The organism is Mesorhizobium sp. 43Arga, from assembly GCF_053714255.1.
In genome coordinates this window covers 217,233-230,403 of the sequence record NZ_JBSKBO010000008.1, presented here as the reverse complement: position 1 = coordinate 230,403, position 13,171 = coordinate 217,233, and the positions used below count along the sequence as shown (strand labels likewise).

At 63.1% G+C, this 13,171-nt stretch carries 14 protein-coding genes; 6 read left to right on the top strand and 8 right to left on the bottom strand.

Annotation, left to right across the window (positions count from 1 at the left end; all coding sequences use genetic code 11):
- The first annotated feature begins 135 nt into the window (after positions 1 to 135).
- Entirely contained in the window at positions 136 to 2,442 is a 2,307-nt protein-coding gene (locus tag ACWGS8_RS25875; protein ID WP_454583565.1) for a xanthine dehydrogenase family protein molybdopterin-binding subunit, read from the top strand.
- Entirely contained in the window at positions 2,355 to 3,398 is a 1,044-nt protein-coding gene (locus ACWGS8_RS25870; protein WP_454583564.1) for a DMT family transporter, read from the top strand. The genes ACWGS8_RS25875 and ACWGS8_RS25870 overlap by 88 nt, the downstream gene beginning before the upstream one ends.
- Here ACWGS8_RS25870 and ACWGS8_RS25865 read toward each other — a convergent pair whose 3' ends face one another.
- Genes ACWGS8_RS25865 through ACWGS8_RS25855 form a run of 3 tightly spaced genes read right to left on the bottom strand, consistent with a single transcriptional unit; the run spans position 3,399 to position 5,836 of the window.
- Positions 3,399 to 4,211, bottom strand: coding sequence for a helix-turn-helix domain-containing protein (locus ACWGS8_RS25865; RefSeq protein WP_454583563.1), 813 nt, complete (start codon positions 4,209 to 4,211; stop codon positions 3,399 to 3,401).
- A 53-nt stretch (positions 4,212 to 4,264) separates the two neighbouring features.
- The gene (locus ACWGS8_RS25860; protein ID WP_454583562.1) at positions 4,265 to 5,140 is read right to left on the bottom strand and encodes a uracil-DNA glycosylase family protein; all 876 of its coding nucleotides are present in this window, start codon (positions 5,138 to 5,140) and stop codon (positions 4,265 to 4,267) included.
- A 51-nt stretch (positions 5,141 to 5,191) separates the two neighbouring features.
- Positions 5,192 to 5,836, bottom strand: coding sequence for a hypothetical protein (locus ACWGS8_RS25855; RefSeq protein WP_454583561.1), 645 nt, complete (start codon positions 5,834 to 5,836; stop codon positions 5,192 to 5,194).
- Between ACWGS8_RS25855 and ACWGS8_RS25850 the strand changes: the two genes are divergently transcribed.
- The 3 genes from ACWGS8_RS25850 to ACWGS8_RS25840 all read left to right on the top strand — a co-directional run bounded on the left by ACWGS8_RS25850 (position 5,835) and on the right by ACWGS8_RS25840 (position 8,469).
- On the top strand, positions 5,835 to 5,993 hold the full coding sequence (locus ACWGS8_RS25850) for a hypothetical protein (RefSeq protein WP_454583560.1): 159 nt from the start codon (positions 5,835 to 5,837) through the stop codon (positions 5,991 to 5,993). The genes ACWGS8_RS25855 and ACWGS8_RS25850 overlap by 2 nt on opposite strands.
- Before the next feature lie 63 nt (positions 5,994 to 6,056).
- A complete protein-coding gene (locus tag ACWGS8_RS25845) occupies positions 6,057 to 7,736 on the top strand; it encodes an electron transfer flavoprotein-ubiquinone oxidoreductase (protein WP_454583559.1) in 1,680 nt (559 codons plus the stop codon).
- A 136-nt stretch (positions 7,737 to 7,872) separates the two neighbouring features.
- Positions 7,873 to 8,469, top strand: a complete 597-nt coding sequence (locus ACWGS8_RS25840) for a DUF922 domain-containing Zn-dependent protease (RefSeq protein ID WP_454583558.1) — start codon at positions 7,873 to 7,875, stop codon at positions 8,467 to 8,469.
- Positions 8,470 to 8,508: 39 nt separating this feature from the next.
- Here the strand turns inward: ACWGS8_RS25840 and ACWGS8_RS25835 are convergent, their stop codons facing one another.
- The 5 genes from ACWGS8_RS25835 to ACWGS8_RS25815 all read right to left on the bottom strand — a co-directional run bounded on the left by ACWGS8_RS25835 (position 8,509) and on the right by ACWGS8_RS25815 (position 12,183).
- Positions 8,509 to 9,519 (bottom strand): endonuclease/exonuclease/phosphatase family protein, encoded by a 1,011-nt coding sequence (locus ACWGS8_RS25835; protein ID WP_454583648.1) that lies wholly within the window; start codon positions 9,517 to 9,519, stop codon positions 8,509 to 8,511.
- 132 nt (positions 9,520 to 9,651) lie between these two features.
- Positions 9,652 to 11,115 carry an AMP nucleosidase gene (locus ACWGS8_RS25830; protein WP_454583557.1) on the bottom strand — a complete coding sequence of 488 codons (1,464 nt, stop codon included), beginning with the start codon at positions 11,113 to 11,115 and terminating at the stop codon, positions 9,652 to 9,654.
- Positions 11,116 to 11,231: 116 nt separating this feature from the next.
- Positions 11,232 to 11,426, bottom strand: a complete 195-nt coding sequence (locus ACWGS8_RS25825) for a hypothetical protein (protein ID WP_454583556.1) — start codon at positions 11,424 to 11,426, stop codon at positions 11,232 to 11,234.
- Positions 11,427 to 11,465: 39 nt separating this feature from the next.
- A complete protein-coding gene (locus ACWGS8_RS25820) occupies positions 11,466 to 11,621 on the bottom strand; it encodes a hypothetical protein (RefSeq protein WP_322418535.1) in 156 nt (51 codons plus the stop codon).
- Positions 11,622 to 11,841: 220 nt separating this feature from the next.
- Positions 11,842 to 12,183 carry a DUF2147 domain-containing protein gene (locus ACWGS8_RS25815; RefSeq protein WP_454583555.1) on the bottom strand — a complete coding sequence of 114 codons (342 nt, stop codon included), beginning with the start codon at positions 12,181 to 12,183 and terminating at the stop codon, positions 11,842 to 11,844.
- A 437-nt stretch (positions 12,184 to 12,620) separates the two neighbouring features.
- Here ACWGS8_RS25815 and ACWGS8_RS25810 point away from each other — a divergent pair, with 437 nt between their 5' ends.
- A complete protein-coding gene (locus ACWGS8_RS25810) occupies positions 12,621 to 12,887 on the top strand; it encodes a sel1 repeat family protein (RefSeq protein WP_454583554.1) in 267 nt (88 codons plus the stop codon).
- The last annotated feature ends 284 nt before the right edge of the window (positions 12,888 to 13,171 follow it).

Here is a 13,171-nt window from a genome sequence, read left to right as displayed (position 1 = left end):
CGATTGCGTTGGACGCGGAGTTCCCGCTGGTCCAAGAAATTTGAAGTCCGCGCTCTTTACACGAAATGGTCCCTCGACAAAACTCGGCTGATGCCTATTTGAGGCGTTCGTTCTCCACATCCCCGCGAGGCAGCCATGACCGTCGTCACACCGAAATTCGGCATGGGCGCTTCCGTGCTGCGGCGCGAGGATGCCGCCTTCATCCAGGGTCAGGGCCGCTATACCGACGATATCCAGCCGGCCGGCGTCTTGCACGGCTATGTCCTGCGCTCGCCGATCGCCAAGGCGAGCTTCACCATCGGCTCGATCGAGGCGGCGAAGGCGGCACCCGGCGTCCACCTGGTGCTGACCGGTGGGGATCTCACCCATCTGCGCGATCTCAAGTCCGGCGTCATGCAGCCACAGCCGGACGGCACCAAAGCGCCGACGCGCGACATTCCGGTCCTGTGCCGGGACCGCGTCAACTATGTCGGCGATGCGGTTGCCTTTGTCGTCGCCGACAGTCGTGCCTTGGCGCAGGATGCCGCCGAACTGATCGAGGTCGATTATGATGGCGAGGACGCCGCCTCAGGCACGGCGAAGGCGCTTGCTGAGGGCACGCCGCTGGTCTGGCCGGAACTCGGCTCCAACCGCGCCTTCATTTATCATATCGGCGACAAGAAAAAGACGGACGCGGCTTTCGTTGGGGCCGCTCACGTCACGCGGATCGAATTCGTCAACAACCGGCTGGTCTGCAACTACATGGAGCCGCGCTCGGCGATCGGCGAATGGAATGTCGCGGAAAACCGCTTCGTGCTGACCACCGGGTCTCAGGGCGTGCATTCCATGCAGTACATCCTGGCCAGTGTTTTCAAGATCAAGAAGGACCATCTGCGCGTCATCACGCCCGATGTCGGCGGCGGTTTCGGGCCGAAGAGCTTCGTCTACCGCGAATATCCGCTGGTGCTCGAGGCGGCGAAGCGGCTTGGCCGTCCGGTGAAATGGGCCGGCGACCGCACGGAACATTTCCTGACCGACGCTCAGGGCCGCGACAATGCGGTGACGGCCGAGATGGCGCTCGACAAGGATGGCCGGTTTCTCGGCATGAGGGTCGATCTGCTTGCCAATATCGGCGCCTATGTCTCGCAATATGGCCCTTTCATTCCCTATATCGGCGTCACCATGTCGACTGGCGTCTATGATATCAGGGCGCTCGATGTCTCGGTGACCGGCCTCTACACCAACACCTGCCCGGTCGACGCCTATCGCGGCGCCGGGCGTCCCGAGGCGGCGTTCCTGCTGGAAAAACTGGTTGACGCTTGCGCGCATGATCTCGGCCTGCCTGTCGAGGAGATCCGCCGCCGCAACTTCATCCGGCCCGAGCAGTTTCCCTATCGCACGCAGACCGGCCGCCTCTACGACAATGGCGAATTCGAAGGCCATATGGACCGCGCCATCGAACGGTCACAGTGGAAGGCGTTTCCGCAGCGGCTGGAGCAGTCCAAGGCCGACGGCAAGATCCGCGGCATCGGCATGGCCACCTATATCGAGGCCTGCGCCTTTCCGGGCTCCGAACCGGCCTTTGTCGAGCTCAATGGCGACGGCACGGTGACGCTGAAGATCGGCACTCAGACCAACGGCCAGGGGCATGCCACCGCCTATGCGCAGTTTCTGTCGGAAAAACTCAATCTCGACATCGACAAGATCCATGTCCGCCAGGGCGACACCGACGAATTGAAGGCGGGCGGCGGCACAGGCGGCTCGCGCTCCATTCCGCTGGGGGGTGTCTCGGCTTCCCGCGCCGGCGAGGATCTGGCCAACAAGATCAAGCGCATCGCCGCCGACGAGCTTGAGGCTTCAGCCGGCGATATCGAATTGTCCGATGGCGTTGCTCGCATTGTCGGCACCGACCGGAACATCGATTTCTCGAGCATCGCCAAGGCTGCCAAGACGCCGGATGACCTTAAAGGATTCGGCGAGTTCGTGCAGGACGAGTGTACCTATCCGAACGGCACCCATATCTGCGAGGTCGAGATCGATCCCGACACTGGCGCGACCGAGATTGTCCGCTACACCATCGTCGACGATTTCGGCGTCACCGTTAATCCGATCCTGCTTGCCGGCCAGGTGCATGGCGGCGTCGTGCAAGGCATCGGCCAGGCGTTGACCGAGAACACCATCCATGGCGAGGATGGGCAACTCTTGACGGCGAGCTTCATGGACTACGCCATGCCGCGCGCCGACAATTTCCCGTTCTTCCATTTCGAGACCCGCAACGTGCCTTCGACCACCAATGCGCTGGGCATCAAGGGCGCGGGCGAGGCCGGCACGATCGGCTCGACACCGGCGGCGCTCAACGCCGTCACCGATGCGCTATGGCGCGCCTACGGCATCAGGCATATCGAGATGCCCGCGACGCCGGCGCGCATCTGGGCCGCGATCAGGGGCGCATCGCCGACGTGACCTTAGGTGCGGAACCAGCAACGACGGGCGGCCACGGCACGCTGAGGGGTATCGCGCTGAAGATCGTGTCCGTCGCGGTCTTTGTTGGCATGCAAACCTGCATCAAGGCGGCCGGCGACGTGCCGGCCGGGCAGATCGTCTTCTTCCGCTCCTTCTTCGCCATCTTCCCGATTATCGCCTTCCTGGCGTTGAAGGGACAGCTGCCGACGGCATTCGTCACCAAACGTCCCTTCAACCACGTCGCGCGCGGCGTCGTCGGCGTCGGCGCCATGGGGCTGGGCTTCTTCGCACTGACCAGGCTACCGTTGCCGGAGGCGATCACTCTGAACTATGCGCAGCCGCTGCTGGTCGTGGTGTTCTCCTCGGTCTTCCTTGGCGAATCGATCCGCGTCTATCGCTGGAGCGCGGTCGCCGTCGGCCTCATCGGCGTGCTCATCATCTCCTGGCCGGAGCTGACGCTGCTCAATTCGGATGAGGGGCTGGACGACCAGGAGGTCCTGGGCGTCATGGCCGCGCTGGTGGCCGCGGCGATTTCGGCGGTTGCCATGCTGCTCGTGCGCAATCTCGTGCAGACGGAGAAGACGGCGACCATCGTCCTGTGGTTCTCGTCGACCGCGAGCGTGCTCTCGCTGCTGACGCTGCCTTTCGGCTGGCAAGCTCTGGCGCCTGCGCAAGCCGCGTTGCTCGTCATGGCCGGCTTCTGCGGCGGCCTCGGCCAGATCCTGATGACCTCGGCCTATCGCCATGCCGAGGCTTCGGTGGTGGCGCCGTTCGAATACACCTCGATGATCCTTGGCGTCGTCGTCGGCTATTTCATTTTCGGCGACGTCACCTCGCTCAACACGCTGATTGGCGGTGCGATCGTGGTGGCCGCTGGCGTCTTCATCATCTGGCGCGAGCGGCAACTGGGCCTGGAGCGTACGCGAACGCGCAAAGTGACGCTGCCGCAGGGCTGATCAGGATCGTTCGCTGCGCTCTTCCGCCAGCCGTACCAGAACCGCGCGAGTCTGCTCATCGGCGGGGAAGAAAGACTCGATCGCCAGTTCCGACAAGGTCACGTCGAGCGGCGTGCCGAACACGGTGATGGTGCTGATGAACGACAGCACCTGATCGCCATGGGCGAGGCGCAGGGGATGCACGATGGCATTCGGCTCGACGGGTGTTGGCCTACTGCCCTTCAGCCCTGACGGATAGCTGCGCAACTCGCGCTCCAATTCGACCAGCACCGGATCGCCGCTGGCATCGTTCTGGTGCTTGAGACGTTCGAGCAGGTGCGTGCGCCATTCCTGGAGATTGACGATGCGCGGCGCGATGCCGCCGGGATGCAGGGAAAGGCGAAGCACATTGACCGGCGGCGTCAGCAGCGACGCCTCGCTGACATCGGCAAGGAAGGGAGCGATCGCGGCATTCGCCGAAACCAGGTTCCAGTGCCGGTCCACGGCCAGCGCCGGGAACGGCTCATGTCCCTTGAGCACGATCTCGACCGCCGCCATCGCCGGCGCCAGTGTCGTGTCGCTGAGTGGTCGCTCGCTGAAGCTCGGCGCAAAGCCTGCCGCCAGCAGCAACTGATTGCGTTGCCTCAGCGGGATCGAAAGCTGCTCCGCCAGATGCAGCACCATATCGCGCGACGGCGCGGCCTGCCCGCTTTCGACGAAGGAGAGATGCCGCTGCGAAATCTCGGCCTCCATCGCGAGGTCGAGCTGGCTCATGCGGCGGCGCGTGCGCCATTCGCGGATCAGACTGCCGGCGGAGGTTTGGGCTGTAGTCATCGGTCAGGATTAAGGCGGCGGCAGGGGGATTTCAATTACCTCTAAGGTTATCGCTAGGAGAGCGCCCGCAGCTTCGCCTTGACCTCGAGAAAATCCCGCCATGCCAGCTTCTTGTGCGCCGGCGTCCGTAGAAGATAAGCCGGATGCAGCGTCGGCATGGCCGGAATGGCGATGCCGGAGGCGGTGGTGTGGACACGCCAGTTGCCGCGCAGCCGCAAAATGCCTTCTGAGGTGTTGAGCAAGGTCTTGGCTGACGGTCCGCCGAGATTGACCAGCACCTTGGGATTGACCAGTTCGATCTGCCGCTCGATGAACGGCCGGCAGATTTCGGTTTCGTGCGGCGTCGGCGTGCGGTTGCCCGGCGGCCGCCATGGGATGACATTGGCGATGTAGACCGAGGTGCGGTCGAGCCCGATCGCGGCCAGCATGCGGTCGAGCAGCCTGCCCGAGCGGCCGACGAAGGGCAGGCCCTCAATATCCTCGTCGCGGCCCGGCGCTTCGCCCACCAGCATCACCTCGGCCTCCGGATTGCCGTCGGCGAACACCAGGTTCTTGGCGGTTACCTTGAGATTGCAGCCGTCGAAGGCAGCCATATGCTGGCGCAACTCGTCCAGGGTCCTTGCCGTTGTCGCCAACTGGCGCGCAAGCGCCGCCTGAGCTTCGTCCGGCACCGCGGCGACCGATGAACGCGCCGGAGGCGCATCCGGTACCTTGCTTGCATCCAGTCCGGGCGGTGCCGCTGGCCGCTCCGGCGCCTTCCCTTCGCGAGGTGGCGCCATCGGCGCCGGCGCGCGCTCGACAGGTCTCGGCGCCGCCTCGGCGAAGCGATTTACCGGGGCATCTTCCAGTGCCTCGTCGACGCCGGCGCTGGCATAGAAGGCCAGGATGTCGGCAATATCGGTGGGGCTGTTGGGGGAGGCGGCAGTCATGGCGCGCACATTCGTCCGCATGACTGCAATTTGCAAGACCGGCCGGTAGCCCTATCCGGTCGGGATGCGCGGATCCTGAACCAGATAAAAGGTCCATCGCGGTGTGTAATCGGTCATCAGGAACTCGAAACTGGCGGTCTTCAGCGGGTCGACCTTGCCGTTCTTGAACAGCAGCCGGTCATAAGGCTCGAACTCCCGGTCGAAATCGGCGAAATTGCTCGACCAAATATTGTCGGGCGTCTTGTTGCGTTGGTCGAAGGAAAGCCCATCACCAAATACGCTCGGTTGATCCAATATCTCCTGAAGCTCGAACTGGAATTCGATCCAGGCCTGGCCGCTGTTGTTGAGCACGTTTATGCGCATATACATGATGCCATTGGCGAATTCGCCCGCCTTGCCGAATGTCTGGATCGGCTTTGTCGTGCGGATGGTCAGCGTCACGGGTGTCGCCGAATTCAGCTCTTCGGTGATGACCAGCGGATCGTCCTTGGTTCCGATGCCGGAGGCTCCGGTGATGCGGAAGCCGCCGAGCTCGTCGGAGAAGGAGTAGGCGCCTGTCGCCAAGACCTTCACTTCGTCCGCGGCAGCTTGCCCCGGTGCCACCATCAAAAGGGCCAGAAGAATCGCCCGGCAGGCCCGGCCGGGCGGGAAAAGAAAGCGCGTCGAAGAAAAGCCCGCTGGCCCAGGAAAGCGCATGGCGGGAAGTATGGCCGATAAGCAAGCCGCCGAACAATTAAAAAACGCAGGCGTGGCCGGTCTTAACGGGCGCAAATGCCTGCCTTGCCGCAAGATGCGCGACTTTTTGGCCAAAACCGCATTGTCACGTCTGCGCCGGTTTCCTGTCGCCAATTGATGCGCTATGCAGCGCAGGAGCCAGCAAGATACGCAACAGCGGCAAGCCAGTGCGGAGGGGTTGATGAGCGATATCGAACGCGAAAGCATGGAATTCGACGTGGTCATCGTCGGTGCCGGTCCCGCCGGCCTTGCCGCGGCCATCCGCCTCAAGCAGGTCAATCCCGAGCTTTCCGTCGTCGTGCTGGAAAAGGGCGGCGAGGTGGGCGCCCATATCCTCTCCGGCGCCGTGGTCGATCCGATCGGCATCGACCGGCTGCTGCCCGGTTGGCGCGAAGAGGAAGGTCACCCGTTCAAGACCCCGGTCACGGCGGATCATTTCCTGGTGCTCGGCCCTGCCGGCTCGTTTCGCCTGCCCAACATATTGATGCCGCCGCTGATGAACAATCACGGCAACTACATCGTCTCGCTCGGCAATGTCTGCCGCTGGCTGGCCGGGAAGGCCGAGGCGCTCGGCGTTGAGATCTATCCGGGCTTTGCCGCCGCCGGCTTGCTCTACAATGAAGACGGCGCCGTCACCGGCGTCGTCACCGGCGACATGGGCGTCGAGAAGGACGGCACGCATGGGCCGGGCTTCGCGCCGGGCATGGCGCTTATGGGCAAATATGTGCTTATCGGCGAAGGCGCACGCGGCTCGCTCGCCAAGCAGTTGATCGCCAAATACAAACTCTCCGACGGCCGCGAGCCCGGCAAATACGGCATCGGTCTCAAGGAACTCTGGCAGGTCAAGCCGGAGAACCACCGGCCGGGCCTGGTCCAGCATTCCTTCGGCTGGCCGCTTGACATGAAGACCGGCGGTGGCTCCTTCCTCTACCATCTCGAGGACAATCAGGTGGCGGTCGGCTTCGTGCTCCACCTCAATTACAAGAACCCGTATCTGTCGCCCTTCGAGGAATTCCAGCGCTTCAAGACGCATCCGGCAATCAGGGGCACATTCGATGGCGCCAAGCGGCTCGGCTATGGCGCGCGCGCCATCACCGAGGGCGGCTGGCAGTCGGTGCCGAAACTGTCCTTCCCAGGCGGCGCGCTGATGGGTTGCGCTGCCGGCTTCGTCAATGTGCCGCGCATCAAGGGCTCCCACAATGCCGTGCTGTCGGGCATGCTGGCGGCCGATCACGTCGCCGAGGCGATCGGTGCCGGCCGCGCCAATGATGAGCTCACTTCCTACGAGCAAGCCTGGCGCGCGACCGATATCGGCAAGGATTTGAAGAAGGTGCGCAACGTCAAGCCGCTGTGGTCGCGCTTCGGCACCATCGTCGGCGTCGGTCTTGGTGGCCTCGATATGTGGCTGAATACGCTGTTCGGCATCTCGCCATTCGGCACGCTGAAGCACGGCAAGGCCGACTATGCCACGCTCGATCCCGCCGCCCAGCACAAGAAGATCGTCTATCCGAAGCCCGATGGCGTGCTGACCTTCGATCGCCTGTCCTCAGTGTTCTTGTCAAACACCAATCACGAAGAGAACGAGCCGGTCCATCTGCTGGTCGGCGATATGGAACTGCAGAAGCGATCCGAACACGATGTCTTTGCCGGGCCTTCGACCCGCTATTGCCCGGCCGGCGTCTATGAATGGGTCGACAAGGACGGCAACGCCGCCGCCGATCCGGCGGCAAAGGACGTCCGCTTCGTCATCAACGCGCAGAACTGCGTCCACTGCAAGACTTGCGATATCAAGGACCCGAACCAGAACATCAACTGGGTGCCGCCGCAAGGAGGCGAGGGTCCGGTCTACCAGGGTATGTGACCTCGCGCGGCCGGCTGTTTCGGCCTCGGCAGCAAGAAAATGCAGGTAGGGCTGCGCGCGAGGGCATGCAGGCCGGCAGAAACGTTGAAACGGCCACCGGTCTATGGTTCCTTCTCAGGGGATAGGGAGAACGCCGATGCGCCGGACAGTTCTGACATGCCTCGTCGCCATTGGGGCGCTGTATGCGCCAGAGGCCTCGGCCGGCACCAGGGCAGTGGTCCAGACGCGGACTTACGACGTTGCGGGAAGCTCGGGCGCCGCCCTCGTCGACGCGATGGACAGAAAAGGCCCCCGGCACGGCTTCATGACGCATGCCATCGCCACAACCGCCTATACCGTCGACTGGCACCTCGATGCCGGCCAGGGCAACGGCTTCTGCCGGATACGAGGGGTCAATGGCACGCTCAATCTTTCCTACACCTTCCCGCGCCTTGCCTTGCCTGCCCCGCCGGCGCTGGAGAGGCGCTGGAACAAGTTTTTCGCAGGTGTCCGCGCCCATGAGGAAACACATGGGCGCATCGCCAGGGAGATGATGCGCGCCACGGAAAAGTCGATAACCGGCCTGCGGATCGCCAACGATCCGTCCTGCTACAAGGCGCGCCGCGAAGCTCAGCTTCGCATCCGGGCCGTCTATGCCGAATATGAGGCCAAACAAAATGCCTTCGATCGGCGCGAACACAGCAATGGCGGCCATGTCGAACATCTGATCGCTGCCTTGACCGGAAAACCGTGAACGGGTGATCCGCTCAGCGTCGTGGCGCGCGGGCTTCGTTCAGCCGTGCGGCTTGGCTGACAGGTCGCTCGCCGCGAGCGCTGTGGCGTGGTCATTCCCAGGCTGCTTGTCGTCAGGGCGTAGCGTGAACTCGACTAGCACCGGCAGATGGTCGGAGCCGGTGTCCTCGAGCCGCTTTGACGACAGGATCGTCAGCCCGCCCTTGCTGAACACCTGGTCGATCGGCAGGCCTGCATAGCGGCGCAGGATGTCGGGCAGTGTCCGGTGGATCCAGGTCGGCCCGGCCGACGGCATGACGGTCAGTCCGCCGAGAGCCGCGACCCGCCGCACCGCCGCGCTCCACGGCACGGCGTTGCAATCGCCGGCCATGATCGCGGTCTGGCCCAGCCCGCCCAATGGCTGCGCCAGTTCGCCGATCTGCCAGTATTGCTCCTTCGGCCACGGCCAGCTCAAATGGATCGCGGCGACATCGACGTCGATCCCGCCGAAATCGATGGTGGCGGTCGCCATCGCGCCGCGCGGCTCGCAGCGTGGCGCTGTGCCGGCAACGAACGGCCGGCGCGACAGCAGCGCCACCCCGAACATGCCGTTGGGGTAGGGGCACAGGATACGGTAGGGATAGGCGCTGGCGATGTAGCCAAGCTCTGTCGTCCACATCTGCGACACCTCATCCAGGGTGATCACGTCCGGGTTGGTGCGGCCAATCAGGGAGAGCACTTTCTTCGGTGTCGGGTTGTTGAAGCGCAAATTCATCTGCAGCAGGCTGTAGACAGCCTGATCGGCGGGCTTGGCCACCGCCGGCTGTGGCCAAAGCCTCGGCAGTGCGCTTGCCGTCGTGGCCAGGCAGGCGATGGCAAAGAGCAGTCCCGCCGCGGCTTGCAGTCGGAACGGGCTGGCAAGCAGCAGCAGTGCCAGAAGCGCCATGAGCAGGCTGAAGTGCATGCGGAAATGCGAGAAGGAATCGAAAGCTGGATGCAGCGTGCCGAAGAACCCGGCCAACAGCGCGGCCGACAGCGCCGTCATCGCCAGGAATGCCAGCCCAGCTATCATTTTCAAGCGCGCGCCTGTCATCATCGAGGTCGTGTCTGCCGAATGCCGCCTGACGATCCGTTCCATCTGCTTATCGGCAGAATTGCGGCCTGGGCAAGACGACGAAATGCCTCGCCCAGGGGCTGCGGTCGCCTATTGGAACGCTGTCTCCGAAAAACTCCGGAGCTTGCGCGAATGCAGCCGCTCCATCGGCATCTCGGCCAGCTTCTCCATCGCCCTGATGCCGATGGTAAGGTGCTGCGCCACCTGGCGCTTGTAAAACTCCGTCGCCATGCCGGGCAGCTTCAACTCGCCGTGCAGTGGCTTGTCGGAAACGCACAGCAGCGTGCCGTAGGGCACACGGAAGCGGAAACCATTGGCGGCGATCGTCGCCGATTCCATGTCTAGCGCGATGGCGCGCGACTGCGACAGGCGCTGCACCGGTCCGCGCTGGTCGCGCAGTTCCCAGTTGCGATTGTCGATGGTGGCGACCGTGCCGGTGCGCATGATGCGCTTCAGATCGTAGCCGGACAGGCCGGTGACTTCGGCGACCGCCTCCTGTAGCGCCACCTGGATTTCCGCCAGCGGCGGGATCGGCACCCAGACCGGAAGGTCATCGTCCAGCACGTGATCTTCGCGCACATAGGCATGTGCCAGCACGTAGTCACCGAGCGCCTGGGTGTTGCGCAGTCCGGCGCAATGGCCAAGCATCACCCAGGCATGCGGCCTTAGCACGGCGATATGGTCGGTGATCGTCTTGGCATTGGAAGGGCCAACGCCAATGTTGACCATGGTGATGCCGCCATGGTTCGGCTTTTTCAGGTGATAGGCCGGCATCTGCGGCAGGCGCGCCGGTCCAACGCCTTCGCTGGGCGCCTTCTGTCCGGCTTTGGTCACGACATTGCCCGGCTCGACAAATTCCGCGTAACCGCCGCCGCCCTTCTCCATCAGGTCGCGGGCGCGGGCGACGAACTCGTCGATATAGAACTGATAGTTGGTGAACAGCACGAAGTTCTGGAAATGCTGCGGGCTGGTGGCCGTATAATGGGTCATGCGGTGCAGCGAATAGTCGATGCGCTGCGCCGTGAACGGCGCCAGCGGCCTTGGTTCGCCGAACGCCACCTCGAACGTTCCGTTGGCGATCTGGTCGTCGGTGCCGTCGAGATCCGGCACGTCGAACAGGTCGCGGATCGGCCGCTTGATGCGCTCCGCGGCAGCCCCATCGACGTAAGTTCCCTCCAGGAAGGCGAAATGCAGCGGAATGGGCGTGGTCGATTCCGAAACCGTGACCGAGACACCGTGGTTGCGCATGATCAGCCGCAACTGTTCGATCAGATAGCGCTCGAACAACTGCGGCTGCGTGATCGTGGTGGCGAAATGGCCGGGCGTCGGCATGTGGCCGTAGGCTTGGCGCGAGTCGACCTGGGTGAACGAACTCGTGGTGACGCCGATCTCGGGGTAGAAGGCGCGGTAGCGCTTGCTGCTGTCGCCGGCGGCCGACGCCAGGGCCGCGAAGGCGTCGCGCAGGAACTTGGTGTTGCGGTCATAAAGTCGCTGCAGGGCGGCAACGGCTTTTTCGGCGCTGTCGAAGCTTTGCCGGCCAAAAGGCTCGGGCATGACGACGGATTCAATGGCTTGAGGGTAGATTCGCTTTTCCATGGCTCAATATAGAGACTTGGACGGGCGGTTGGGAGGGGGCTCGCCGCCGAAGGCGCCCAGAGCGCCATTTTTCTTTATCCCCGCTGCAGGCTGACCAGCAGCACGAAACCCACGCCGGACTTCTTCAGGGCTGGCGCCTCGATCGTCGAGCCAGTATCGGCGCGCATCATCGGCACCGCCAGGACCGGAGCGGCCAGAAGCACCAGGATAAGCACCGCCCGCGGCAGCAGCCGGAGGGTCTTGAGGGTGTTGGCGGCGGTGCGGGTCATGATCTCTGAGCTTTTCTTTTCGAGGTCCGGTTCTTTGTCTCAGTGGCGAAGATTGGTCGGGCAGGCGAGGCGGCATAGTCTGGTGGCTTCGTCCCAGGCGCGGGGAGAACGGCCCGCTTCGGCGACGAGGATGGCGAAGAACATTCCAAACAGGCTCATCAGCAGGCAGACGATGGTGAAGCGGCGAGCAAGCATTGGGGTCGTGTCTCCTTCAACACGCCGGAGAATGCCCCAACGCCTCTGAACCGGCTCTGATGCCGGCGTTCATCTGCGGTTCAAATTGATTGACGGGATCTGGGCGGGTCGTCGCCGGCCCGTGCCACCGGCAGCGGGGAAAGAGCCCAGGGCTTGACGAGCCGCTGAAACGAAAACGGGGCCTGTCAGGCCCCGTCAGGATGTCACAAGGATAGGTCGATCAGAGCTTGTGCCAGGTCTGGCTCTTGCAGATCAGTCCGCCGAGCACGCAGCCGCTCATCTTGAGCGAGGTGCCCGACAATGTCGCCTTGCCCGAATAGGTCTTGTCGTTTGCAGGATCGGTGATGCTGCCGGCATATTTGTTGTCGCCCGCGGCCTTGAGCGAGCCGATCGTCTTGCCGGCATATTTGCCCGATTTGAGCGTGATGGAAAACTCGCCGCTGCCTGAAATGGCCGCGGTATCGCCGGCTTGCGTTTTCCAATTGCCCTCGATCGGATCGGCCCACGCCGCACCCGCCATGATCAATGTGGCTGCAAGAGCCAGGCTGACTTTTCGAAACATGTCTTGCTCCCTTTGGATAGCCGGCCGAATTCTCCGCCTCGCCGGTCTGCCGCTTACGCAAACGCAAGCTAATCCAGCTCCCCGCAAAACAAAAGCGGTGCCGCAACGGAAGACTTTGGGATTTTGAAGCCGCCTGAATTGGCTGTGTCGGCGGGGAAATGAAACGACCGGCACGTGCTGTTTGTTTCCCGTGGTTAGCGGAGTGTTGATCGAGGCTCGGAAAATTTTCGTCAAATTTGACGAAAATCGGCGGAATTGCTGGCTTCGTATCCTTAACGAATTTCTATGTTTACCTCTTGTTTTAGCTTTGTTTTCCTCAAATTAAGCACGCCATTTAACGACGGATTCAAGCCTGCTTGGCATTCTCGGAAGCATCGAAAGAGCGGCCCGGACAAGACGAACGGAGGCAGCTCTCGGGAGCCAGACAGGGGACTAAAATGGCACGTTTTGAAATGCTTGAAGCAGGTTTCGGCGCCATGGGGGCAACTGCCCAGGCCGACATTCTTTTCGAACTGGGCATGATGTATGCGACCGGCCGCGATTGCGACACCGACGTCGTTGCCGCCCACAAATGGTTCAACATCGCCGCCATCAAGGGATCGGCCCGCGCGGCGGAACTGCGCTCGGAACTGTCGGCCGCCATGTCGAAGGTCGAGATCGCCAGGGCGCTGCGCGAAGCCCGCGAATGGATGACCATGCACTAAAGTACCGGCAGACGGGGACGCTCCGGCCAAGACCGCTCCAAGACGGTCGGGCCAAACAGGGATAAGGCTGCGCAGACAGCCGGGCCACAGGCCATCAACAAAGAGAATGCGGCAGGCAGGATGGGCCAAGCCGTACGACGGACCATGATGCCGAAAAGAATCCGGTTTTCGGATCAGGGCAGGGAAGACGGGGAAGGCCACGTTGGGGTTCGCGGCGCGGGGGCGCTGGGGAAACAGCCCGATGGGCAAAAAAGCCACGACCAGCCGGAACAAGGCTGGCGTGG

Coding starts and splice junctions, on each gene's coding strand:
- ACWGS8_RS25875 (WP_454583565.1), top strand. CDS start 136: ATGACCGTCGTCACACCGAAATTCGGCATGGGCGCTTCCGTGCTGCGG.
- ACWGS8_RS25870 (WP_454583564.1), top strand. CDS start 2,355: ATGGCGCGCCTACGGCATCAGGCATATCGAGATGCCCGCGACGCCGGC.
- ACWGS8_RS25865 (WP_454583563.1), bottom strand. CDS start 4,211: ATGACTACAGCCCAAACCTCCGCCGGCAGTCTGATCCGCGAATGGCGC.
- ACWGS8_RS25860 (WP_454583562.1), bottom strand. CDS start 5,140: ATGACTGCCGCCTCCCCCAACAGCCCCACCGATATTGCCGACATCCTG.
- ACWGS8_RS25850 (WP_454583560.1), top strand. CDS start 5,835: ATGGCGGGAAGTATGGCCGATAAGCAAGCCGCCGAACAATTAAAAAAC.
- ACWGS8_RS25855 (WP_454583561.1), bottom strand. CDS start 5,836: ATGCGCTTTCCTGGGCCAGCGGGCTTTTCTTCGACGCGCTTTCTTTTC.
- ACWGS8_RS25845 (WP_454583559.1), top strand. CDS start 6,057: ATGAGCGATATCGAACGCGAAAGCATGGAATTCGACGTGGTCATCGTC.
- ACWGS8_RS25840 (WP_454583558.1), top strand. CDS start 7,873: ATGCGCCGGACAGTTCTGACATGCCTCGTCGCCATTGGGGCGCTGTAT.
- ACWGS8_RS25835 (WP_454583648.1), bottom strand. CDS start 9,519: ATGATAGCTGGGCTGGCATTCCTGGCGATGACGGCGCTGTCGGCCGCG.
- ACWGS8_RS25830 (WP_454583557.1), bottom strand. CDS start 11,115: ATGCCCGAGCCTTTTGGCCGGCAAAGCTTCGACAGCGCCGAAAAAGCC.
- ACWGS8_RS25825 (WP_454583556.1), bottom strand. CDS start 11,426: ATGACCCGCACCGCCGCCAACACCCTCAAGACCCTCCGGCTGCTGCCG.
- ACWGS8_RS25820 (WP_322418535.1), bottom strand. CDS start 11,621: ATGCTTGCTCGCCGCTTCACCATCGTCTGCCTGCTGATGAGCCTGTTT.
- ACWGS8_RS25815 (WP_454583555.1), bottom strand. CDS start 12,183: ATGTTTCGAAAAGTCAGCCTGGCTCTTGCAGCCACATTGATCATGGCG.
- ACWGS8_RS25810 (WP_454583554.1), top strand. CDS start 12,621: ATGGCACGTTTTGAAATGCTTGAAGCAGGTTTCGGCGCCATGGGGGCA.